The organism is uncultured Salegentibacter sp. (genome assembly GCF_963972535.1).
Taxonomy (GTDB): Bacteria; Bacteroidota; Bacteroidia; order Flavobacteriales; family Flavobacteriaceae; genus Salegentibacter.
Window position 1 is genome coordinate 44,687 of sequence record NZ_CAXAVR010000002.1, and the last position, 24,469, is coordinate 69,155.

General features: G+C 37.0%; 15 protein-coding genes. 12 read left to right on the plus strand and 3 right to left on the minus strand.

Annotation, left to right across the window (positions count from 1 at the left end):
* Positions 1–20: 20 nt before the first annotated feature.
* The 3 genes from AACZ30_RS00580 to AACZ30_RS00590 form a co-directional block, all read right to left on the minus strand.
* Entirely contained in the window at positions 21–1,322 is a 1,302-nt protein-coding gene (locus tag AACZ30_RS00580; RefSeq protein ID WP_339646658.1) for a DUF3472 domain-containing protein, read from the minus strand.
* Positions 1,323–1,489: 167 nt separating this feature from the next.
* Complete coding sequence (locus AACZ30_RS00585) at positions 1,490–3,184, minus strand: RagB/SusD family nutrient uptake outer membrane protein (protein WP_339646660.1); 1,695 nt, start codon at positions 3,182–3,184, stop codon at positions 1,490–1,492.
* Positions 3,185–3,195: 11 nt separating this feature from the next.
* Positions 3,196–6,204, minus strand: coding sequence for a TonB-dependent receptor (locus AACZ30_RS00590; protein ID WP_339646661.1), 3,009 nt, complete (start codon positions 6,202–6,204; stop codon positions 3,196–3,198).
* Positions 6,205–6,472: 268 nt separating this feature from the next.
* Between AACZ30_RS00590 and AACZ30_RS00595 the strand changes: the two genes are divergently transcribed.
* The 12 genes from AACZ30_RS00595 to AACZ30_RS00650 all read left to right on the plus strand — a co-directional run bounded on the left by AACZ30_RS00595 (position 6,473) and on the right by AACZ30_RS00650 (position 24,441).
* Complete coding sequence (locus tag AACZ30_RS00595) at positions 6,473–9,592, plus strand: glycoside hydrolase family 2 TIM barrel-domain containing protein (RefSeq protein WP_339646664.1); 3,120 nt, start codon at positions 6,473–6,475, stop codon at positions 9,590–9,592.
* Between the two features lie 31 nt (positions 9,593–9,623).
* Entirely contained in the window at positions 9,624–11,036 is a 1,413-nt protein-coding gene (locus tag AACZ30_RS00600; RefSeq protein ID WP_339646667.1) for an arylsulfatase, read from the plus strand.
* 145 nt (positions 11,037–11,181) lie between these two features.
* Positions 11,182–12,345, plus strand: coding sequence for an SIS domain-containing protein (locus AACZ30_RS00605; protein WP_339646669.1), 1,164 nt, complete (start codon positions 11,182–11,184; stop codon positions 12,343–12,345).
* Entirely contained in the window at positions 12,335–13,258 is a 924-nt protein-coding gene (locus AACZ30_RS00610; protein WP_339646671.1) for a PfkB family carbohydrate kinase, read from the plus strand. Before AACZ30_RS00605 ends, AACZ30_RS00610 begins: the two co-directional genes overlap by 11 nt.
* Complete coding sequence (locus tag AACZ30_RS00615; RefSeq protein ID WP_339646673.1) at positions 13,251–14,195, plus strand: carbohydrate kinase family protein; 945 nt, start codon at positions 13,251–13,253, stop codon at positions 14,193–14,195. Before AACZ30_RS00610 ends, AACZ30_RS00615 begins: the two co-directional genes overlap by 8 nt.
* Positions 14,195–15,019, plus strand: coding sequence for a class II fructose-bisphosphate aldolase (locus AACZ30_RS00620; protein WP_339646675.1), 825 nt, complete (start codon positions 14,195–14,197; stop codon positions 15,017–15,019). Before AACZ30_RS00615 ends, AACZ30_RS00620 begins: the two co-directional genes overlap by 1 nt.
* 86 nt (positions 15,020–15,105) lie before the next feature.
* A complete protein-coding gene (locus AACZ30_RS00625) occupies positions 15,106–16,095 on the plus strand; it encodes an amidohydrolase family protein (RefSeq protein WP_339646678.1) in 990 nt (329 codons plus the stop codon).
* Positions 16,096–16,213: 118 nt separating this feature from the next.
* Positions 16,214–17,623 carry a Gfo/Idh/MocA family oxidoreductase gene (locus tag AACZ30_RS00630; protein WP_339646681.1) on the plus strand — a complete coding sequence of 470 codons (1,410 nt, stop codon included), beginning with the start codon at positions 16,214–16,216 and terminating at the stop codon, positions 17,621–17,623.
* 204 nt (positions 17,624–17,827) lie between these two features.
* The gene (gene agaR, locus AACZ30_RS00635) at positions 17,828–18,598 is read left to right on the plus strand and encodes a transcriptional repressor AgaR (RefSeq protein WP_339646684.1); all 771 of its coding nucleotides are present in this window, start codon (positions 17,828–17,830) and stop codon (positions 18,596–18,598) included.
* Positions 18,599–18,645: 47 nt separating this feature from the next.
* Positions 18,646–19,542, plus strand: a complete 897-nt coding sequence (locus AACZ30_RS00640) for a dihydrodipicolinate synthase family protein (protein ID WP_339646687.1) — start codon at positions 18,646–18,648, stop codon at positions 19,540–19,542.
* A gap of 90 nt (positions 19,543–19,632) precedes the next feature.
* A complete protein-coding gene (locus AACZ30_RS00645; protein ID WP_339646690.1) occupies positions 19,633–22,920 on the plus strand; it encodes a TonB-dependent receptor in 3,288 nt (1,095 codons plus the stop codon).
* Between the two features lie 15 nt (positions 22,921–22,935).
* Positions 22,936–24,441, plus strand: coding sequence for a RagB/SusD family nutrient uptake outer membrane protein (locus AACZ30_RS00650; protein WP_093302077.1), 1,506 nt, complete (start codon positions 22,936–22,938; stop codon positions 24,439–24,441).
* Positions 24,442–24,469 lie beyond the last annotated feature (28 nt).

Consider the following 24,469-nt stretch of genomic DNA (forward strand, 5'->3'; position numbering starts at 1 on the left):
TTAAGATTGATTTATAGTTGTTAAGGTAAATTTTCAAAATTTATTTGTGGTGCATTCCCGGTTGCTTCCCTTTTAAAATTAGTATTGACCTCGGTTGTTTCATTAAAAAAGCCACAATTTTTCAAATAATATCCTCCTGTGGTCTCTCCACCCTCATAATCTAACCTATGTTTTTGATTAGCGGTGGCATCAGCTGTGAAAATGGTCTCAGTGAGTTCTATCCAGCCCTTTTCTTCATCATATAGCCATTGGTTTGTATAGTGAGCCTTACGAGAAAGGTCTCCGGTAGCAGGCACAAAATTTTCCAGGAAAGAATATAAACTACCTAAATAATTACTTGATTCTGGTCTTCTAAAACTAGCAATAAGTTCCCATTCGTCATTTTCTGGCGCATAGAAATATGCGGAATAATCTGTATGATTTGGACCTGCAGGTTCACCTTTCAGTAGGAATTTGTAGGTGGTATTGGTTTTCCACATAAATTTTTTAAAACTCTGTCCTCCGGAGCCTTCATTGCCAAACTCGCCGGTATAGACATCATCTCCTTTTTTGAGCATAATAATTTTTTGATCTTCAGGGATTTCAGCAGGATCTTGTGTGTCAAAAGGGCTCCAAACCGAAAATAGGATTCGACGTTCATTTTCTGAATTTACCTGCATACCAAAATAACCATGAGAAAATCCATTTGCCATATAGTAGGAACCTATAACATCCTCGCCTTTGGGAACAAATATTTCATTGTAGAAATAAGTTGGTTTTTTGCTTTCTTCCGGGATGGGGTAACGCAAATGTACTGAAGGTCCACGACGGCCAAAATGGAAATTATCTTTTACATAATTCACTTCCCCACTGGTAACAGGCCCGGCCAATAGGAGTTCTTTAATTGTTAAATTTTCATTTGATTCCGGTTCTATAACTTCAATAGTTACTTGCTGGTAACCGGAATTTTTAAGTTTAAATTCTCCTAAATACACTTCCTGGAAGTCTTTGTTTTTAACCTGAACCTTACGGCTTTCTCCCGCAAGTGATACTTTTAGTTCGGTATTTCCTGTGGCCGATCTAAGGTTAAGCCCAAGTTCTATCAATCCTGATTTGTTGGTTCTAAAATAACTTTGAATAGGTTTTTTGCCATCCCAATTATGAATCCCTTCCTTTTTAATAATTTTTCTATCTTCTTCCTGATTGTTGGAAATCCAGGAATTTTTACCTAAAGGAATTGGGTAGGTATACTTTTTAGGAATTTCTTTGAAATAATTATCCTGGCAAGAACTAAAAACTAAAATTAGAAAAAATCCTTTACATACGGTTTTTAATAGCTTCATATGAATTATAATTGGATGAACATTTTAATAAAAGCGTCTCGTTAAAATTTTAAACGAGACGCTTTTTAGAAAGAATAGAATTTGGCTAATTCTATATTTGAAAGTAAAACGTTATCTTCTTTTAAAGCAACAAGTCTTAACAGGTTGCAATTAAATATGTACGCTTACTATTGGGTTGGATTTTGTGTAAGGGTACCCGGGTATGAATTGATGGCATCCTGCGGAATATAAAACAGCACGCGGAAATCGGTAGCGGGAATCACCTCATTTTGGTTGTGTGGTCCTGGATATTCCCGTGTTAGTGCCTTCCCATTTCGGAAAACATCATAGCTTCGTTCAGCCTGATAAGCTAATTCAAGCTGACGTTCTTTATCAATTCTTTCACTGGCATTGGATGCATCTAGCGAGCTGTAACCTCCGTCTACAATAGAACGCTCCCTTATCATATTTAAATCGTCAAGTGCTGCGCTATAATTACCAAGTTTTGCATAAGCTTCAGCACGGTTCAGGTAAATTTCACCTAAACGACTAATGACTGGAGAGTGTAAGTGAGATTCTTCTCCTTCAAGCGATGCTTTAGTAATGTAAAATTGTGGGTAAACCCGGTTTAGTGAAATATAGTTGTCTATCACACCTGTATAAGTCTTTCCATCTCTATATTGAATAGAATAAATCTCCTGATTAGCGTCAACAGGAGTGAGCGTATAAGAATCTGTGTCGTCTTCCGCAGTTATCGTGTTCCCACTACGAGTAATCTCTGCCTGTACATAATTTAAATCGTCACCATCTTCCTTAATAAAGCGGAAAACTTCTGGAGCACTATTATCATAGGTTGGCTGGATAAAGGCTGCACGAGCATCTACTAAATTGTAGCTTTCCGGGCGCCAGTCATTACGACCTGTTTCGTCTAATAAATCAATATATTTTGCACTGGCATACATTTCGCCCCAGCCCATACCGCCTATATTGGCGTACATGCCTCCAACACCATAATAGTGGTCGTAACCTGAAAATTCTGATGCAACTCTTTTTATTGCGAATATGGTTTCTGCATTATTTTCGGGAATAAAGGTGTTATACTCCATAAATTCCTCTCTTGGCAATAACGAATACTTGCCCGAACCGATCACTTCGGTTGCATAATCTACAGCCAGTTGAGCATATTCAGTATTAGGAGATTCATAGGTGCCACTCATAAAAAGATAAACCCGGGATAACATAGCTTGTGCTGCTTCCTTTGTGGCATAAATCGATTCTTTTTCTATTGTAAGTAATTCTTCAGCCTTTTTTAGATCAGTAATAGCTTGTTGGTAACTTTCCTCTACTGTAGCACGATCTTCAAGCTCTAAATTTATTACATCATCAGGTGTACCATTCACAATAGGAACACCAAGGTTTGTTTGAGGATTTTGATAGTAAGGACGGCCAAAAGCACGGGTTAAGTAGAAGTACATCATTCCCCGAACGTAGTAAGCTTCGCCAAGGTTGTTATCTATCTCTTCACTTTGTCCCTCTTCAATCATATCAATAATATTTGAAGCTTGTGCGATGGCTTTATAGCCTGAGTCCCAAAATTGTGTCAAACGATAATTGTTTGGGGTGCGAGAATATGATATAAATTCATAAAACGCATCAGTAGATGAGCCGCGAATCATCATATTGTCCCCTGCATATTCACCCATACGGTGCATAGGATCTGACCAGCTTTTTAACTGGGCATACATCCCATTCAGCAGAGATTCAAGGGAAGCATCGGGATCATTGACTATGGTCTCGGAATCCAGGCTTCCTTGTGGTAGACGGTCAATATCGCAGGCTAAAAGTACTGTCGTGGCCAAAAAGGCTATAAGTATTTTTTTCATGATATTTTTTATTAAAATGTTAAGTTAAGTCCCAGCATAAATTTACGTGTGGACGGGTAAACTCCAGGTCCGGTAGAGCCCATCACTGCACCATTACTCGCGGGAATTTCAGGATCTACTCCTGAATAATCTGTTATAACGAACAGGTTTTCACCAGTTAAGGAAATACGTGCATTACTTATAGCAAACTGGCTAAGGTCAATATTATAACCCAGGCTTAGTGAGCGTAGTTTTAAGAAATCACCGTTTTCCAGATAGCGAGTAGAAGTAGCATTACCTTGATCAGGATTATTGTACTTAGCGATTGGATGAGTGGCTATATCCCCTGGTTGTTGCCATCGGCTCCATCCAGGTCTAAGTTTCATTTGGTTACGATCTGTATATGTTCCGTCTGAATCATATTCCTGACGAGAATAGTTATATATTTTACCACCTAAAGCATAACCGAACATAGCATCAAGGTCGAATTGTTTGTATGATAGTCCAGTAGAAAATCCACCAAAAACATCAGGAGATACTCTTCCTGTTTTTTCAAAGCTTGCTTCTGAGTAGTTGGAAGTGGTAGTTCTTGAAATTTCATTTCCCTGATCATCCCTTTCCACGTTGTACCACAGTGGAGCTCCATTCTCAGGATCTACCCCGGCCCACTCTTTTAAGTAATAGGTGTCTATAGGCTTTCCGGGTTCTAACATGCGTTGTGCAGAACCGGCAATTCCCAACCCATCACTTATGATAATTGGTCTTACAGTATAATTTCCGCTGGCATCTTTTGTTTGATAGAGTTTTGTAAGTTTATTTACATTATGCCCTAAATTTAGATCTACACTCCAGGTTAGGTCTTCGTTTCGGATTATATCACCGCCAATGGCAATTTCAATTCCTTTATTTTCCATTTCCCCTATATTTTGCCAAATACTGGTCACCCCTGTTAATCCCGTAATAGGAACCCGATACAGAATGTTTTCAGTATTCTTTTCATAATAATCAAAGGTTAGCCTTGCTCGGTCATTAAGAAATCTTGCATCAAATCCTACACCGCTGGTAAACGTTTTTTCCCATGTTAGGTCATCGTTTCCTATCTGACTAATTAATGCTCCTGGATTCTCATTGTAACTCGCATTAGTTGAGATTGAATATAGATCGTATTGCGGGTAAAGGGAACCTGGACGGTTTCCTACAGAACCGTACGCAAGACGTAGTTTTAGTGCGTCTACCCAATCTGCATTAAACCAATTTTCTTTGTGAATATTCCATCCTCCACTAATCGAGTAGAAATTTCCATATTTAGCATTATCTCCAAAATTGGATGCGCCATCCCTACGAAAAGAAACCTGAGCGAGGTACTTGGTGTCATAGGAATAATTTGCGTTAAAAAGACCTGACTGTACGGCCCATTCACTAATACCTCCTCTGGTTCGTTCCGGTACAGATACAACGTCTAATACCTCAAAACCAGGTATAAATCCGGTTCCATAAGCATCAAGGGTTTCACCGCGGTAGTCATTGAATTCATAAGCAAGAATTCCGTTAAGTTCATGCTTGCCCCAGCTTTGGTCAAATCGTAAAATTTGGTTGGTGTATCTGCGTGTGGATTCCGATCGATAATCGGTTATTCGCCCATTAACACTCTGGCCTCCATTAGAACGCGGGTCGGTATAGCCTTTAGATTTATAACTATTGTAGCGATAGTTATTAACAGAAGAAAATGTTAACCAATCGGTCAGTTTAATATCAAAATCCATATTCCCCATAAACTCATAGTTTTTGTTTGAGGAATGATTCCATTGAAGATCATACAGGTAATTCGTGCTGGCACTATTTACCCAGTTGCTAGAACGATGAGGTTCTAAATTCCCGTCTTCATCATAAGGACTGTCCCAGGGAAAGTTAGAGTACATAGCCGTTGTAGAATACTGCCGATCTTCCACATCTCGAAGTGAACCATTTATTGATGGTTTAATAGTCAACCAATCAGTAGGTTTATATTCAGTTCTGAATCGGAAATTGTAACGGGTATAATCATAGCCCTTAACAGCGCCCTGCTCATCATACAAACCTACAGACATATAAGACCTAAGTGTTTCAGAACCACCCTGAACAGAAACATTGTAATTTTGTGTAAACCCGGTAGTGGTGGCTAGATCCCACCAATCGAAATTACTGTTGCGTAATTCTTCGTTCCAGCGGGGAAATGAAATTTGATCAGCGTTTTCAAATGAAGCGTAATAATCATATAACTCCGCCCCATTCATCATTTCTAAATTCCCATTATTTAATTCATTAAAACCTATATTAGAAGAGGCGCTTATGGTTGTTTTTCCTAGTTTCGCCCTCTTCGTGGTTACCACAACAACTCCGTTAGCACCCTGAGAACCGTAAATAGCAGTTGAGGCTGCATCTTTTAGTACAGTCATAGTTTCAATATCATCCGGGTTTAATTCTCCAGGCCCTGATCCAACTATAACCCCATCAATAACCCATAGTGGGCTGGTAGTTCCGCTTAAGGTTGCCTGTCCCCGAATTACCACACTTCCTCTGGACCCAGGTTGGCCAGATCCTGGCGCTACGTATACTCCTGCCGCTTTTCCGTTTAGCATGTTTTCAACCGAAGGTGTTGTGATGTCTCTAAGTTCATCTCCTTCCACGGTTTGCAATGATCCCGTTAAACTTTCTCTTTTCTGTGAGCCATACCCAACCACAACAACTTCATCCAGTGCCGCGGCGTCCTGTTCTAACGAAACCTGGATTTCGGTTTGGCTATTCACTTTTACTTCTTGCGTAGCATACCCTAAAAAAGAAATTTCCAGCGTTGCATCTCTGGAAACTTCAATTTTAAAGTTACCGTCAAAATCTGTTAAAACCCCGTTTGTTGTACCTTTTTCAATAACATTGGCACTAGGTACGGGAATACCCGTTTCAGCATCCAGAACTGTTCCTTCTACCTCTATTTTCTCCTGACTGTAAGCCGAAGAAGAAAACATTATGCAGAAAAAAAGTATTAATGAATAGCAGTTTTTCATGATATAATTTTGTTTTTGTTAGTAAATTAGCGGTAATTATCTATAAAAGCAAATAAAAACCTTCGAAAACTTTCGATAATATATTGATAATAATTTATTAACAAAAAAATTAACAAAAAAAATAGAAGATAAAGATGGTTGGGGTCTATTAGTCATAGTTTCGGAAGAATAATAATAGTATGTATAAGAAAAGTATTTGTAAAATTTAAAAAATTGATATAATGAAAAATAAAAAATTTCGTAACATTGTTTTTTAAAATATTTTGTAATGATAAAGATAATTTTTTCTGTTTCCTTTTTCTTTCTGTTTTGTTTCACATCGATATTTGCCCAACACCAAAATCATGTAGATGTCTTCCAAAATCCGAATTATCAGGAAGAGAACCGCTTACCTATGCGGGCTTCCTATTTTCCTTTTGAAAATGAAGAACTTGCCCATCTCAGAGATAAATCAAAATCAAATAGATTTCTAGATCTTAATGGCACCTGGAAGTTTTTCTGGAAAGAACATTATAAATATCTTCCTGAAAACTTTCAAAGCGAAAGTTTCGATGATTCAGAATGGGATGATTTTAAAGTTCCAGCTAATTGGGAGTTTAATGGGTATGGCACTCCCATATATGTGAACCATCCTTTTGAGTTTGCGGTAGATAATCCAAATCCTCCATTTATAGAAAACAAAAAACAACCAACAGGCATTTACCGTCGTAATTTTAAACTGCCGGAATCCTGGAAAGATCAACAAGTTTTTCTCCATTTAGGAGCAGTAAAATCTGCGTTTAAGCTGTATGTGAATGGTGAGTATGTTGGTATGGGGGAAGATAGTAAGCTGGAGTCAGAGTTTGAATTGACAAATTATCTTCAATCAGGTGAAAATTTAATTACGCTGGAAGTAAGACGTTGGAGTGATGGTAGTTATCTGGAAGCGCAGGATTTTTGGCGAATTAGTGGGATTCAGAGGAATGTTTATTTGTATTCGCGTCCCCAGGTACATTTTTACGATCTTTTTGTAAAAAGTGGGTTAATTAATAATTATCGAGACGGAGAATTGAACTTTGATATTGAACTCTGGAATCGAACTAATACCGATCAGGGTGAGAATATTGTTGAGGTTCTTTTAAAGGACAAGAATGGTATTCTTCTCTATAAAGAAGAAAAACCCACTATTGGCTTAAAGCGTAAAAAAGGGAAAACCATGCTGCGTTTTGAAGAGGAAATAAAGAATGTGAATTCCTGGTCGGCGGAGATTCCTTATTTATACGATCTCATTATTAATTTAAAATCACCAAAAGGAAATACTATAGAAAGTATTAACCAAAAAGTTGGTTTTAAAACTTATGAAGTAGAAGGAAATCAATTTTTGGTTAATGGGAAGCCTGTTTTGTTTAAAGGAGTAAATAGGCATGAATCTCATCCTGAAACTCACCATGTGGTTACCGAGGAGCAAATGCTTACCGATATAAGAATAATGAAAGAGCTTAATATAAATGCGGTTAGACTTTCTCATTATCCCAATGACCCTCGTTGGTACGAGTTATGTGATCAATACGGTTTTTACGTCATTGATGAAGCAAATATAGAATCTCACGGGATGTATTATGATCCTGAACGTACCCTGGGAAATGATCCTGAATGGGAGCACGCGCATATGCTTAGAATTAAACGGATGGTAGAGAGGGATAAAAACTTTCCTTCTATTGTGGCCTGGAGTATGGGGAACGAAGCCGGGAATGGTTATAATTTTTATAAAGCTTACAATTGGATTAAAGCTTTTGATCCTACACGGCCGGTTCAATACGAACGTTCCACTACCGAATGGAATACAGATATAATTGTCCCGCAATATCCTCACCCCAATACCATGAAATATTATGCTGAAAATGGTTTGGAACGTCCGTATATTATGAGTGAGTATGCACATGCCATGGGTAATAGTATGGGTAACTTTAAAGAATACTGGGAGGTTATCGAAGAATATGATGGCTTACAGGGCGGTTATATCTGGGATTGGGTAGACCAGGGGGTTTACAAAGAAGTAGATGGAAAGAAAATTTTTAGTTATGGTGGCGATTGGGGTCCAGAAGAAACCCCCAGCGATAATAACTTTTTAGTTAATGGGGTGATTATGCCAGATCGTACCTGGAATCCTCATGCGTATGAGGTTAGAAAAGTACATCAGGAAATTGGCTTCGAATTTAATAATGCAAATCGAAGTATAGAAATTACTAATAAGCATTTTTTTCGTGATCTAGCTAATTTTAAATATGAAATAGATTTGCTTAAAAATGGAGAAATAGTAAACTCAACTAATGTGACGCCCATATCTCTTGCTCCGCAAAATATAACTGAAATTCCATTAGATTTTGAAATTCCAACGGATACCACTGCCGAATTCAGAGTACATATTAAAGCTAAACTTGCCAGTGATGAAAATTTAATGAAAGCAGGTACACTTTTAGCAGAAGATGAATTTGCTATTACTAAACCCGTATCTACTGCGCCTAAATTAAACCCGACGACCTTTAATGTAGAAGAAACTGAAGAAATTTTGAAAATCTCAAAAAGAAGGTTTTCTGTGAAATTTGATAAAAAAACAGGTAGATTTTTTGATTATGAATATAAGAGAGATATCCTTATTGAAAAAGGACCTGAACTTTCTCTTTTTCGACCCTTAGTTGATAATGATTTTGGTGCAGGCTTAAATAAAAGTTTGGATTATCTCAAAGTCCCTGGTTTAAAAATTAAGAATTTTAGACATGAAAACCTTAAAAGTGGAGAGTATCTAATAGAAGTACACTATTCTTTACTCAATGATGATGCTGAATTTATTCAAACATTCGAGTTATATGATAACGCGAAAATAAAAGTAACGAATAGTTTTAAAGCCCTTGGGGGAGATCATAAATTATTGTTGAAGGTAGGAAATTCTATGCAATTACCTAAGGACCTGGAAGACTTCAGTTGGTATGGACGTGGCCCCTGGGAAAGCTATGCCGATAGAAAATTTAGCGCTATGGTAGGAATTTATAAAGGCCTGGTAAAAGATCAATATCATCCATATATCCGTCCGCAGGAATCGGGGAATAAAACAGATGTACGTTGGGCAACAGTTTCTCAAGGAAAGAAAAAAGGAATAAAAATAGATTATATTGATAAGCTATTAAATGTTTCCGCATTGCCTTATTCATTAGAACAACTTTATCCATCGGCAAAAAAGAGCCAGGAGCATTCGCGACTATTGGAAGAAGATGATGTAATTCATCTCGATGTAGATCTCAAACAAATGGGCGTGGCAGGCATTAATAGCTGGGGTAGTCTTGCTTTAGAAAAATACCGCATACCTTTTCAGGATTATGAGTATAGCTATATAATTTCTCCCCTGGAATAACAAGGATTATTAACAGGCTTAAAAATTTAAAATGAAAAAACTAATTCGTCTATTGTTGTTAAGTCTTCTTTTTATGGCTTGTGGAGGCACAGGTAAACAGCAAAAAGAGAAATCACAGAAACAAATGCCTAACATCGTTTTTATTATGGCTGATGATTTAGGTATTGGAGATATTGGGGTCTATGGTCAGGATATTATTAAAACTCCCAATATTGACCAAATGGCGGCAAATGGGAGAAAATTTGAAAATTTTTATGCCGGTAGTACCGTTTGTGCACCGTCTAGAGCAGCCTTATTAACAGGGCAACATACTGGGAATACAGAAGTAAGAGGGAATGGAGAATTTCCGCTAGATCCCGACAAGAAAATTATCCCCGAAATTTTAAAGAAGCAGGGATATACCACTGCAATGTATGGGAAGTGGGGGCTAGGACTTGCCGGCAGCACTGGTTCACCCGAAAAAAGGGGCTGGGATAAATTTCTTGGCCATTTGCACCACGTAGACGCCCATTATCAACAACCCGATTCGTTGGATGTGATAGAAAACGGACTGTTAACTAAAGAGAAAACCCCTCCTAATAGTTACGCCAATGAACTGTTTACCGATGCTGCAGTTAACTTTATTGAAGAACGGAAAAAAAATAATCCATTTTTCCTGTATTTATCGTTTACCATTCCTCACGCAGAACTTGTTGTCCCTAACACATATATGGAGGCACATTTAAACCAAGATGGCTCAAGCAAATACGAGCCGGAGAAAGCCTGGCCTGAAGGACGGCATTACGGTTCACAAGAATATCCTAAAGCGGCCTATGCGGCGTTGGTGGAAAGTATAGATGCTTACGTAGGGAAGGTGATAACACAACTAAAGAAACAGGGGCTTGAAGAGAACACAATAGTCATTTTCACTAGTGATAACGGTACTCACCTGGAAGGCGGGCGGCGACAGGCTGATGTTGACTTTTTTAGAAGTAGCGGTGATTATCGTGGAGTGAAAAGAGATTTATATGAAGGAGGAATTAAGGAGCCATTTATTGTTCAGTGGCCGGGAGTAGTAGAAGCCGGTAGTACCAGCGATTTTAAAGGAGCATTTTGGGATGTTTATCCTACTCTTGCAGAAATTACGGAGGCCAAAATTAAAGGAAATTCAATTGACGGCCTTTCTTTTTTACCAACACTTCAAGGTAAAGAAGAACAAAAAGAACATGAATATTTATACTGGGAGTTTCACGAATTTGGTGGGAAACAAGCTTTATTAAAAGAAGACTGGAAAGTTATTCGTCTTAATGTAAATGAAAATCCAAATGCTCCGGTAGCGCTATTTAATATTGAATCAGATCCAGGGGAACAAACGAATCTCGCAGAAGTATATCCTCAAAAAACTCTTGAACTATCGCAATTAATGGATTCTGTAAGAACACCGAACAAGAACTTTAATTTTTAGAAAAAATACCATTAATATCTAAAACAAAACTTTCGTTTCGTTAATTAAAACTCTAAAAAAATCTATAAAACGAAAAAAAATTTTTCGTTTTCAATTTTTTTTGTTTTATTTGAAAAAAGAAAGTTGGAGGTAACTTATAACATATATGAAGGAGAATAAATCAGGAGAACAAAGTGTCTCACATACCAAACAAGAAATAGAAGGTCAACCAGAATTATGGCAATCGGTTTTTGATCTAATTCAAACACAACAAAAAGAAATCAAAGCTTTTTTAGAACCCATCTTGAATAAGAATGGTTTAGAAATAATTTTAACCGGGGCGGGGTCTTCAGCTTTTGTAGGAGAAGCAGCTCAAGGGCTGGTTCAAAAAAACAGCAAACGTACTACACGGGCCATTGCTACAACCGATTTAGTCACCCATCCTGAGCTTTTTTTTCCTAAAGATCATCCGGTGCTTTTAATCTCTTTTGCTCGTTCCGGTAACAGTCCGGAAAGTGTTGAAACTGTAAATTTAGCCGATAGTTTTTGCTCTGAAATTTTTCATTTAGTGATTACCTGTAATAAAGAAGGGGAGCTATTTAAATATACCAGAGCTAATACACAAACCGCTTTAGCCATTTTACTCCCTGAAAAAGCGAATGACAAAAGCCTTGCAATGACTGGGAGTTTTACTTCAATGTTACTAAGTATACTACTGATTAGTGATCTAAAGAATTTGGAAAGTCATAAACTGGAATTGCAACGAATAATGAACCAGGGGAATCTTCTTCTGGATAGTGCAAAGGCATTTAAAGAAATTTCGGCTAAATATTTTGAACGTGTGGTATTTTTAGGCTCTGGACCTATGCTAGCAATTGCCCGGGAATGTCATTTAAAACTTCAGGAGTTAACAGATGGTCAGATTATTTGTAAGCATGATTCCTTTTTAGGTTTTAGACACGGTCCGCGTGCAGTGACTAATGAACAAACCTTATTGGTTTATCTTTTCTCGCCTAGTGACCATGTTTATAAATATGAATTAGATCTTGCAAAATCTATTGCAAAAGATCCCAGAACGATAGAATGTGTAAATATTGGTCGTTCAGAAGATAAAGCCCTCCATTCCTGTCTTAATATAGATTTAAATTTAAATTCAAATCAGCAGTTAAATATTGTACCTGCAACTCTGGTAGGCCAGATTATGGGATATTATAAATCTTTACAATTAGGTCTAAATCCCGATAACCCCTCGATTTCTGGAGCAATAAGCCGGGTAGTGCAAGGCGTGAAAATATATGAATATCCTGAAAAAATAGAGCATGATTCTTAATCTTTGTCCTAATCCTTCTATAGATAGTTATGCCTGGATGAATAATCTTGTCGCCGGGCAATCAAATAGAATATCAAATATAAAAGAATATCCAGGCGGTAAAGCCACCCATATAGCCCTTGCCCTTGCAGAACTAGGAGCAGAATCTATGTTATACGCCTTTTGGGGTGGATCCTCTGGAGAATGGATAAAAAAGCAATGCTTAAAGAGGGGTGTTTATATAAATGGAGTTAGTTTAAAAAACAATAATAGGAAGTGTTATACATTTTTATCGGAAAATAAATCATTTAATAATACCGAGATTTTAGAACCGGGACCCAGCTTAACCAAAAAGAACTGGGAAGATTTTAAACAGGGATATGTACGTTTAATTGAACATACCAGCATTATTTGTATGGCTGGTTCCTGGCCCAGGGGAATTTCTGCAGATACCTATGCAGAATTAATCCAGATAGGAAAGAATTTTGGCAAGCGAAGCATACTTGATTGTACCGGTAAACAGCTTCAAAATGCACTTGAAATAGGTTTTTTTGGTTTGCACCTTAATGAGCACGAAGCCAGGAGTCTTTGTGGTAGTGCTAATATGGAAGATTTGTTGAAGACATTGAACGGCAGGGTAGAGCTAGTGGCTTTAACCCGTGGTAGTAAAGGATTGGAACTTTTTTATAAGGGAAAACTTATCACAGCAAATGTAAAAATAGATGAGGTAATAAGCCCAGTAGGGAGTGGTGATTGTCTTACTGCAGGTATTGCCTATGGTGTGGCAAATAACTTCTCACCATCTAAAATTGCCGCCTACGGAGTGGCTTGTGGGGCAGCAAACTGTTTAAACGAAGATTTGGGAATGTTACATTTAGAAGATGTAAACCGGTTATTACCTCAGGTAGAAGTAAAAGAGATAGTATATGAGTAATAAAAAACTATTGGTAGTTGGAGAGTTGAATATTGATCTTATTTTGAATCAAATTCAGGGTTTTCCGGAAATAGGTGCTGAAAAAATTGCTGAAAATATGGATTTTACCCTGGGTAGTTCATCAGCAATTTTAGCTTCGAATATTGCTGCTCTGGGTGTTCCTACTTCCTTTTGTGGATTGCTTGGACAGGATAATTTTGGTGATTTTATATTGAAAGAATTACGAGGAAAAAATGTGGATACTCGGTTTATTAGTCGTTCTGAACACTACAAAACCGGTATTACCGTAGTGATGAATTATGATCAGGATAGAGCCAATATAACTTATTGCGGAGCAATGAGTGTTCTAAGTATAGAACATGTACCCTGGGAAAATATTTCAACATTTTCACATCTTCATTTTTCAAATTATTTTCTGCAGCCTGGTATGCAGCCTTATATTACTGAATTATTCAAGAAAGCAAAGGAAGCTGGACTTAGTACTTCTCTGGATTTACAGGTAGACCCACAGGATAAATGGGATTTTGATTATAAAAATTGTTTACCATTTGTAGATGTTTTTCTTCCTAACGAGAATGAGCTTTTAGAACTTACGGGAAAGAAAGATCTAAAAGATGCTATTGAAGCGATAAAAAACCATACTAATATTCTGGCTTTAAAATTAGGAGATAAAGGTGGTAGGGTGGTATCCAGCTCGGAAGATATTACAATAAAACCTTATTTAAACAATACATATAAAGATGCCATTGGTGCAGGTGATTCCTTTAATGCAGGTTTCTTAAAGCAATTTTTAAGCGGAGCATCTTTACGGGAGTGCCTTGATTATGCTAATCTCACAGGCTCATTAAGTACAACGGCAGCCGGAGGTACTGGTGCTTTTAGTAATGAGAAAGAAATTAAAAGCAAAATTCAACAAATCGTGAATAAGAAATTATAATGAAATTAAAAGAAAAATTACAACAGTTGCGAAGTGAAGGCCGTGGAATTCTGGCTACTAATTTTTATAACCTGGAAACCTTGCATGGGGTATTAGGTGCCGCTTCAGAAATGAATGAACCTTTAATTTTACAACTTACCCAGAGCTCTATAGATTATATGGGATTGGAAACAGCGGTAAATTTAGGAAGAACTGGATTAAAACAGTTTGGAGTAGAAGGTTGGATTCATTTAGATCACGGTGGTTCGGTAGATTTAGCGCAGCGTTGCCTGGATGCAGGTTTTGATTCGGTAATGATAGATGGTAGTGAATTAGCTTTTGAAGAGAATATTCAAATTACCCGGGAAGTTGTAGAACGGGCTAAAAAATATGGAGCACATGTAGAAGCTGAATTGGGGTACGTTGCTAAGTTAGGACAATCTCACGATGAAGAAGTTTTTACTCAACCCGAAGAAGCCAAACAATTTGTAGAAGAAACGAGAATTGATGCCCTGGCAGTTGCTATTGGTACTGCACATGGATTTTACCAAAAAGAACCTGAGCTACAATTAGATTTACTGGAGAAAATTGCAAAAGCTACTCCTGTAGGATTGGTATTGCACGGTGGTTCTGGAGTGCCAGGTTCCCAGATGCAGGCCGCCATTTCCAGAGGGATTTGTAAAGTAAACCTTGCTACAGAAATCAAGAATATCTTTATGAAAACCTTGCAAAGTGAATTGAGTAATAATGAAGAGATAGACTTAAGAAAGGTATTTCCCGTAGCGACTGGGGAAATTACAAAACTGGTTAAAGGTAAATTAGAAATTGTAAAGAATAATAGATAAAAGCTGTTTGAATAAAAGTGCAGCCATCTATTTCCCTTACAAAGGAAAAAAATTAAGTGCAAATAGAATTTAAAAAAGGAAACAATATGATATCAAAATTTATAGATGCGCACGTGCATTTAAATACACTTTCTTCACAAAAAATGGAGAAAATGATTGAATTTAATTCGGGTTTTCTTTCTATAAACACCAATATCCCATTTTTTGATGAAATTGAAGAACAGGAAAAGATCATTCTCAAGCTTCAGAAAAAATATCCGGGAAGAATAAAATATTTTACCACATTCAATTTTAAAAAATGGGGAACTCCAGAGTTTGTAGATGATGCTATCAATCAGATAAAGAGAGGGATGGATAATGGCGCAGTGGGAGTGAAGATATGGAAAGATGTAGGTTTTGATTATCATCACGAAGACGGCAGTTTTGTAATGATAGATGATCCTGTCTTTGATCCAATTTTTGATTTTATTCAAAAGAATAAAATTATGCTTATAGGTCATCAGGGAGAGCCTCGAAATTGTTGGTTACCTCTGGATGAAATGACAGTAGATTCAGATAGAAACTATTTTAAAGACCATCCCGAATATCATATGTTTCTTCAAAAGCAATATCCCTCTTATGAAGAGCAAATGCAGGCCAGGGATAATATGCTAGAAAAATTCCCCGAAATAACCTATGTGGGGCTTCATTTGTTTAGCATGGAGTGGAGCATCAAAGAAGTTGCTGCTCGTTTGGAGGCATATCCAAATACTTTAACGGATGTAGCTGAGCGTGTTTGCCATTTACAATTGCAGGCTAAAGATAATTGGGAAGCTGTATGCAACTTCTGCATAAAATATCAGGATAGAATTATATACGGTACCGATGTAATTGACGACGGTAATACGCCAGCTGACGAAATCGCCGCTAGATTTGAAAATTTGTGGCAATTTCATTACGATTTTTTTGCCACATCAAAAACATTGAGCGCACCGGAATTTGAAGGAGAATTCAAAGGCCTTAATCTCCCCAAAGATGTTGTGGAAAAGATATTCTATACTAATGCGAAAGAAACTTATGGTTTTTCCGATTTTTAAATTGCTAATGTTTGTTTTTCCTGGTTCGCTTTAAATAGTATGAAACATATCTTTTATGATCTGCTACTTCTTAAGTACTTAATAACTATACAGATTTTCTAGAATTAAAACTTTTATTATGAAAAATAACCGAAGAGATTTTTTAAGAATAACCGGTCTTGGCGGGCTTGGACTGGTAAGCAGTAGCTTTTTAAACTGCAAAGGGCCTGAAGCTTTTTTAGCAAATGCTCCTACCGGTCCCCAACAGTTTAATATGAGCGGTTATGCCGCTCCCAAATTAGAGACCGTTCGTATTGGTTTCATTGGTCTGGGAATGAGAGGTCCGGGTGCGGTAAACCGTATGAGCCAGATTGAAGGAGTAGAGATTAAAGCACTGTGTGATTTAAGACCTAAACAGGCTGAAAAAGCAAAAGAACTTTTAAAGGGAACTTCCCATAATCCCGATTTATATTCGGGGAGTGATGATGCCTGGAAAGAAATGGTAGACAGGGAAGACCTGGATTTAATTTACATTGCAACCCCGTGGGACTGGCATACGCCAATGGCCGTGTACGCTATGGAAGCAGGAAAACATGCTGCAGTAGAAGTTCCAGCGGCAAAGACTATAGATGAATGTTGGGAGCTTGTGGAAACATCTGAAAGAACTAAGAAGCATTGTATGATGCTTGAAAATTGCTGTTATGATTTTTTTGAACTTTTAACTTTGAATATGGCGCGCCAGGGTTATTTTGGAGAAATTATTCACGGAGAAGGAGCGTATATCCATGATCTTCTAGATCTAAATTTTCAGAAAAATGCTTATGAAGATATGTGGCGTCTAAGAGAGAACTATGAAAGAGATGGAAACCTTTATCCAACTCACGGCTTAGGCCCAATTTGCCAGATAATGAATGTAAACAGGGGTGACCAAATGGATTATTTAACATCACTGTCCAGTAATGATTTTCATATGGCTGCGAAAGCTAAGGAATTAGCTAAAGATGATCCGTTTTACGACCAATTTATTGGTAAAGATTATGCCGGAAATATGAATACCACCATGATTAAGACCAAAAATGGAAAAAGTATAATGGTGCAGCATGATGTTACTTCTCCACGCCCTTACTCCCGAATACATTTAGTAAGTGGAACTGAAGCTTTTGCGAGAAAATGGCCAAGCCCTGAGAGAGTAGCTAAGGGACATAGTTGGTTAAATGAAAACGAAATGTCTGAACTTGAAAATAAATATACACCTGAAATAGTGAAAAAAGTAGGTGATATGGCGAAGAAAGTCGGTGGTCATGGAGGAATGGATTTTATCATGGACTGGAGATTGATTGATTGTCTTAGAAACGGCCTTCCTTTAGACCAGGATGTATACGATGCAGCTTTATGGAGCGCAATCACCCCTCTTTCAGTAGATTCTGTTACTAACAGAGCTCAATCTATGGACGTGCCTGATTTTACAAGAGGAGCATGGAAGAATAATAAGCCTGTAGATGTAACTTTAAAAGGAGGTGGAACAACCAGTGTAATATTAAAAGCTTAGAAATTATTTATTCATTATTACGAAAAAACTTGTATATTTTGGAATAAAACTTTCAAACGAAATATAATATTTTTTAAATTCCTGTTTTGTTGTCTATAACTAACAGGAATTTTTTATTTTTTGTCTAATTTTGGAATAAATAATAAAAAAGTAACTATACCTCTAATAGGGAAAATAGTTAACTAAATAAATCAAAGCTAATCTATGAGAAAAGCCGCAGCACGCCGATCTAAAATTTTGGAAATTTTAGATGAAACAAATAAAGTGAATGTAACCGAATTAAGTGAGCACTTTAGTGTGAGTGAAGTTACTATTCGTAACGATTTAGATAAATTAGAAAAAAATAAACTCCTTGTTAGGGCTCATGGAGGTGCTTTTAAGACAAATAACCTGGCCTTAGCGGTATCAGAAAAGAAAAGTATTAATCGCGATCTTAAACGGCTAATTGGGAAGACCGCTGTTGGTCTTATCCAGGAAAATGATTCTATTATTCTGGACTCAGGAACAACTACTTTTGAAATTGCGAGTAATCTGGGGAAGTTTAAGGAAATTACGGTTATTTCTAATGCACTGGACATTGTTAACAATCTTGCTCAGTTTGATAATTTAAAAGTTTATATGCCTGGCGGATATTTAAAGGAATTTTCCATGTCCTTAGTGGGGCCAATGGCGGAGCGCAATTTAAAACAGCTTTTTTGTAATAAATTGTTTCTTGGAGTAGATAGTATTAGAAGTAATGTCGGTTTTTTCACCCACCATATGGAAGAGGCATATCTAAATCAAATAATGATTGAGATTGCTGAAGAAGTAATTGTGGTGGCAGATTCTACTAAGTTCAAAAAAACCGGCCTGGCTTTTATTCATAATTTTGAACATATAGATAAGGTTATTACCGATGATGGAATTGATGAGAACGACCTTAAGATGTTACAAAAGAATAACGTGGAAGTTTTAATTGCAGGAAAAGGTGAATAAAAGATAATATTTTATATATTTGATATGTAATACATAATACATATCAAATGAAAAACTTGTTTGCGGCGACTTATGCGCCTATGAAAGATGATTGGAGCATTAATCCTGGGATGGTTGGTCCGTATGCCGATTTCCTTAAAAGGAATAAACTATCTGGAGTTTTTATTAATGGTTCAACTGGTGACTTTGTTTCATTAACCACTAATGAGCGTACAGAGCTCCTGGAAGCCTGGGTAGATCATAAATCAAATGGCTTATACTTAATAAATCACGTGGGAAGCAATAGCCTGAAAGAGGCAGAAATTCTTGCAGCTTACTCAGTAGGAAGGGCAGATGCAGTGGCAGCAATAGCTCCTTTTTATTTTAAACCTTCAAATATCCAGCAATTAATTGACTATTGTAAATCAATTGCATTAAAGGCAAAAGACCTTCCTTTCTACTACTATCACTTACCTGTTTTAACCGGTGTGAATTTTCCAATGCTGAGTTTTGCTGAAAAAGCTAAGGAACAAATTCCCAATTTTGCTGGTATTAAATTTACTGAGAATAATCTCGTAGAATTTCAAAAAACAAGTCTGGGTCATCCTGATTTGGATATTTTCTTTGGAGTAGATGAAGCTTTTTATTCTTCACTAGGCTTACAGGCTGGTGGTTGGGTTGGAAGTACTTACAATCATTTATCACCACTTTTTTATAAAATAAAAGAAGAATTTGATAAAGGTAATCTTCAGAAAGCTGCACAATTACAGGGTTTTGTAGCAAAATTTGTAGAAACATTAAGTAGCTATGGAAGCTTTAACGGATCTGGGAAGAGTTTTATGAAGGAAATTGGCGTAGATTGTGGCCCCTCGCGTTACCCGCATCCTACTTTAAAAGATTCTGAAATAAAAAATGCTTTCGAAACTTTTGAAAACATTGGCTTATCTGAATATTTTTCATCATAACGAAAAAATTTTTATTAAATTATTATGTATAACATAATGCTTTTATTTATATTAGCAGTGTTAAAAACAAACAAATTAAATCCTAATTTTATGAAAAAAAGATTAATTATGGATGATTGGAGATACCTTTTGAATAAGGTATTGCAATTATCCCGGCCAGATTTCACTAATAAAGTACTATTGGGTGGGCTTGTATTTTTATGTTTTGGCTTTACGATGCAATCTCAGGATTTCGAAGTTTCAGGAGTTGTTTCAGATGAAGCAGGAATTCCTATACCTGGTGTTAATGTATTAGTGAAAAATACTAATCGTGGTGTTCAAACCGATTTTGATGGAGTATATAATATAGAAGTATCCCAGGGAGAAACTTTAACCTTTAGTTATATAGGCTTCAAAACTACCGAAATCGTTGTAGAAGACGGGGATTCTGAAATTAATGTTATTCTTGAAGAAGATCTATCCAGCCTGGATGAAGTGGTTGTTACCGGGTATTCCACCCAGTTGAGGAGTAATATGGCTACAGCAGTTTCCAAATTAGATACTAAAGTACTGGAAAGCGCTCCTAGATCTAATGCGGCTACAGCGCTTCAGGGTACTATTGCAGGTTTACGTGTAACTCAAAACACTGGTCAACCCGGAGCTACACCAAGTATCTCCCTGCGTGGGGGAAGTGATTTTGGTGGTGGCGGTAGTCCATTAATCTTAATTGACGGGGTTCCCGGATCCTTTTATGCTTTAAATTCCGACGATATTGAATCTATGGAAGTCTTAAAGGATGCTGCTTCTACTGCCGTATATGGTGCGCGAGCTGCAAACGGAGTTATTCTGGTAACTACCAAAAAAGGAAAAGCTGGACGTTCTAATATTACCTATAGACATAGGTATACTATCAATGAAAGACGGGACACCCCAGAATATCTTGGGGCCGAAGATTTTATTATTTATAATCGTAGGGCAATTAGAAATACACAAAGAGTACTTGGTGAAGGCGCATTTAATAATTTTCTAGTAGGACCCCAGGGGATGGGAACTGGTAATAACACTACAAATTCTCCTTTTACTACAATGATTTTAGGAGAAGATAATAGATATTTGTTAGATCAGCCAGGTTGGAGTTCCATTCAAGATCCTATAAATCCGTCGCAGCAGTTAATTTTTCAAGAAAATGATATGAGTGAGTTGTTTTTTCAAAATAGTCATTCAAAAGATCATTCTCTTTCTTTTGATGGCGGTAATGAGAAAGGTACTTATTATGCCGGTTTGGGATATCTTGATGATCAAGGTATTGTTATTGGTTCTGGTTTTGAACGGTTTTCAGGAACGTTTAACGGGTCTTATAACGTAAAAGATAATTTTAAAGTTTCTTCAAATTTACTTTATGCGCATTCCGAAGTTAATGGTACTTATTTAGGTAATGATAATCAAATATTCGAACGTGCGGCGGGGCAACCACCTACGTCCAGGATTTATAATAATAATCCCGATGGGAGTTTAAGTGATGATCCAAACCCTGGTACAAATACTAGTTTTGGTAATCCATTATACTATAAGGATAAATTTTTAAGTGAGAATTTGGAGCAGCGTCTTACTGCATCAGTACAATTGGACTGGCAGTTTATAGAAAATTTCAACTTAATGCTTAGGGGTTCCCATTTTACAATTAATAACACTAATGAAAGTTTTAATAAGGCATATTTAAATGCGGGATCATTAGTAACCACTAGAAATGCTTCTGCCAGCCATCAAAAAACATTGAGGAATCAGGCCACGGCCACGGTTACTTATGATAATGTTTTTAATGAAAAACACAATGTGAATGCAATGTTGGGTGGAGAATTTTTTCGAGAAGACTATTTTGTATTGAGTGGAGCAACAAGGTTATCTCCTACCGATTTAATTACTACTCTGAATGCGGGAGCAGAAGCTAATGGAGTGCCTTCTTCCTCAAAAACTAATTATGCTATTGCTTCAGTTTTTGGGCAGGTAAATTATGATTATGATAATAGATATTTACTAGGTCTTACTTTTAGACAAGACGGAACTTCAAGATTAGGGACTGAAAAATATGATTTCTTCCCAGGGGTATCATTTGGTTGGAATCTTCATAATGAAAACTTTTATGAAAGTTCAAATGTTGAAAGCTTAGTATCGCGTATTAAGCCACGTGTAAGTTATGGGGTGAATGGGAATATAGATGTATTGAGTAATTATGGTGTTTATGGTTTATATGCGGAAACCGCTGTTTATGGTGGTCAAACCGGTTACGCTAATACCAATTTACCAACACTTGGTCTAAAATGGGAACGTGCCACTACACTCAATTTTGGATTGGATTTAGGCCTGTTTAAAAATCGTGTGAATCTATTAGTAGATTATTTTATTCGAGATGTGGATGATAAACTTGCAGGTTTAACTTTACCTCAATGGACTGGATTTAGTTCTATCCTTGTGAATAACGGGACCTTAAGAAATAAAGGTTTTGAATTAGAATTGGATGCAACAATTGTCAATAACGACAATTGGAACTGGAATATTGGTGGTACTTATTTTACACAAAAAAGATATGTGGAATCTTTACCTGATAACGGGGTAGAAAACAACCGTCAAGGAGGGATTGAGGTTTATGACCCTGAAACCGATGGTACCCGATATATAGGTGGTTTACAGGAAGGACAACGAGTGGGAACTGATATTGTTACGGCTTATATTCAAGAAGGAGTTTATCAAACTGAAGCAGATCTGGCAGAGCACGAAGGTCGTAGAGTAGAAATGGCAACCAACCCAGAATTTCAGCAGTTAGGGGATTCTCGTTGGAGGGATGTGAATGGTGATAATATTATAGATTTTCGCGACAGGGTGAAAATTGGTAGAATTACACCAGATTTCTTTGGAGGATTCACCTCAGATCTTACCTATAAAAACTTTAACTTGTTTATAAAGACTGACTTTGCTTTAGGCCATCTAATACAAAACAATGCAAGATCCCGGGGAATGGCGCAAGTTCAAGGAAATATGAACTGGACTAACGAATTGTTAGATACCTGGACGGAAGAAAATCCAAATACAAACGTTCCCAGATACGATTTCACTGATCCACAACGTAACCACTTGTCCTTTCCGTATGGAGGACAGTACAATAGTAGTTCTCGTTATTGGGAAAAAGGGGACTACCTAGCTCTTAGGGAGGTGACCTTAAGTTACAATGTTCCAGGAGAACTTATAGGTAATGTATTCCAAAACCTTAGAATATATGGAACGGGAAGTAATTTAGCATACTTTAATGATTATACCGGTTACTCTCCAGAAAATGGAGGTATAGATAGCGGTCGTTTCCCCTTACCGGTAAGTTATACTCTGGGGGTTAATTTAAGTTTTTAATAAAAAATAATTATTATGAGGATTTATAAAATAGTTAGTGCACTTTTCTTAGTTTTTGCACTAGGAGCTTGCGAAAGCGAGTTAGATCTACAGCCAGAAAGCACCCTAACCTATAATGGGTTTTGGGAGAGTGAAGAGGCTGCAAGGGCCGCACAGGTTGGTTTATATGCTAATTTTAGAAATTATAATAGTACTTTCTGGGTTATGGGTGAAGTTCGGTCAGATATTTGGGGTGGCCCTACCTTTGAATCTCCTTCTAACCTTGATTTAATTAATCAAAATATTAGTGCTACTCAGGTGCCATTTGGAAATTGGGCCGGTTTTTACGGTTATATGCATCATATTAATGATTTTCTTTTAAATATTGAAAATATCGAATTTGACAATGAAGCCGATAAAGCTCACCTTATTGGACAGGTGTATGGAATTAGGGCATTTATGTATTTTACAATGTTAAAAACCTGGGGTGGAGTACCAATTTCAACTGAACCTTTGTTAGACGTTAATCCGAGCGAATTAGCTAAAGCTCGTTCTTCTAAAGAAGAGGTAATGGCATTAGTAAAAAGCGATATTGCCAGATCTTTAGAGGCTTTTGGAGATGATGAATCTTTTTGGAATGGGCAGCGAACCTATTGGTCTAAAGCTGCAAGTTTGGTCTTGAAAGGAAAAGTTTATTTATGGTCTGGTAAACTCCTTGGCGGGGGAGATACAGATTATAATGAAGCAAAATTAGCTCTAGAAGAAGTACAAGGAATGGGCTTTAGCCTGGTAGAAAATTACAATGATCTGTGGGGTGAAGAAAATGAAAATAATAATGAGTTCATTTTTAAATTTGATTATACACAAGATGAAGCTGGAAATTTTTATAGCGGATTATTTACTGGTCGGTCTACAGAGATAAATGCTACCTGGGATTCCTATGGTAACTCTATGGCCGATTTTATTTCTAATGGAGGTAACCGTTATGGTCCAAGTATTAAAATACTGGAAATGATTGATAATACTGAAGATGCTCGTAGGGATGAGACTTTTATTAGGCTTTATGGTAATGATGAAGGTCATATTCCATTTGATACTGAAGGGTATCAGGCCTCTATTCTGAAAAAGTTTTTGGGTGTAGTTGAAGCAGGTAGCCGTTTAAGTAATAATGATGTACCATTGTTTAGATATGCCGATGTTATATTGCTTTTGGCTGAGGCCAAAAATAATTTAGGGGAAGATCCGTCAGAAGAAATCAATCAAATTCGAATGAGAGCTTATGGAGAGGATTATACAGAAGCCGAAGATGCTTATACAGGTGGCTCTCAGGTAGAGAATACTCGTGCAATTCTTGATGAAAGGTTAAAAGAATTTATCGGGGAAGGAAAACGTTGGTGGGATTTAAGACGTGCAGGAGGCACATTTATATTTGATGAAATAGAAAGTTTGGATGCAGCTGAAGCTTATAAATTGGAACTACCAATTTCTCCAGGAATGATAGCCAATAATCCGCTATTGGAACAAACAGAAGGTTATGAATAATAATTATACCCATGGTTATTATTTATTA

Coding starts and splice junctions, on each gene's coding strand:
- AACZ30_RS00580 (WP_339646658.1), bottom strand. CDS start 1,322: ATGAAGCTATTAAAAACCGTATGTAAAGGATTTTTTCTAATTTTAGTT.
- AACZ30_RS00585 (WP_339646660.1), bottom strand. CDS start 3,184: ATGAAAAAAATACTTATAGCCTTTTTGGCCACGACAGTACTTTTAGCC.
- AACZ30_RS00590 (WP_339646661.1), bottom strand. CDS start 6,204: ATGAAAAACTGCTATTCATTAATACTTTTTTTCTGCATAATGTTTTCT.
- AACZ30_RS00595 (WP_339646664.1), top strand. CDS start 6,473: ATGATAAAGATAATTTTTTCTGTTTCCTTTTTCTTTCTGTTTTGTTTC.
- AACZ30_RS00600 (WP_339646667.1), top strand. CDS start 9,624: ATGAAAAAACTAATTCGTCTATTGTTGTTAAGTCTTCTTTTTATGGCT.
- AACZ30_RS00605 (WP_339646669.1), top strand. CDS start 11,182: ATGAAGGAGAATAAATCAGGAGAACAAAGTGTCTCACATACCAAACAA.
- AACZ30_RS00610 (WP_339646671.1), top strand. CDS start 12,335: ATGATTCTTAATCTTTGTCCTAATCCTTCTATAGATAGTTATGCCTGG.
- AACZ30_RS00615 (WP_339646673.1), top strand. CDS start 13,251: ATGAGTAATAAAAAACTATTGGTAGTTGGAGAGTTGAATATTGATCTT.
- AACZ30_RS00620 (WP_339646675.1), top strand. CDS start 14,195: ATGAAATTAAAAGAAAAATTACAACAGTTGCGAAGTGAAGGCCGTGGA.
- AACZ30_RS00625 (WP_339646678.1), top strand. CDS start 15,106: ATGATATCAAAATTTATAGATGCGCACGTGCATTTAAATACACTTTCT.
- AACZ30_RS00630 (WP_339646681.1), top strand. CDS start 16,214: ATGAAAAATAACCGAAGAGATTTTTTAAGAATAACCGGTCTTGGCGGG.
- agaR (WP_339646684.1), top strand. CDS start 17,828: ATGAGAAAAGCCGCAGCACGCCGATCTAAAATTTTGGAAATTTTAGAT.
- AACZ30_RS00640 (WP_339646687.1), top strand. CDS start 18,646: ATGAAAAACTTGTTTGCGGCGACTTATGCGCCTATGAAAGATGATTGG.
- AACZ30_RS00645 (WP_339646690.1), top strand. CDS start 19,633: ATGAAAAAAAGATTAATTATGGATGATTGGAGATACCTTTTGAATAAG.
- AACZ30_RS00650 (WP_093302077.1), top strand. CDS start 22,936: ATGAGGATTTATAAAATAGTTAGTGCACTTTTCTTAGTTTTTGCACTA.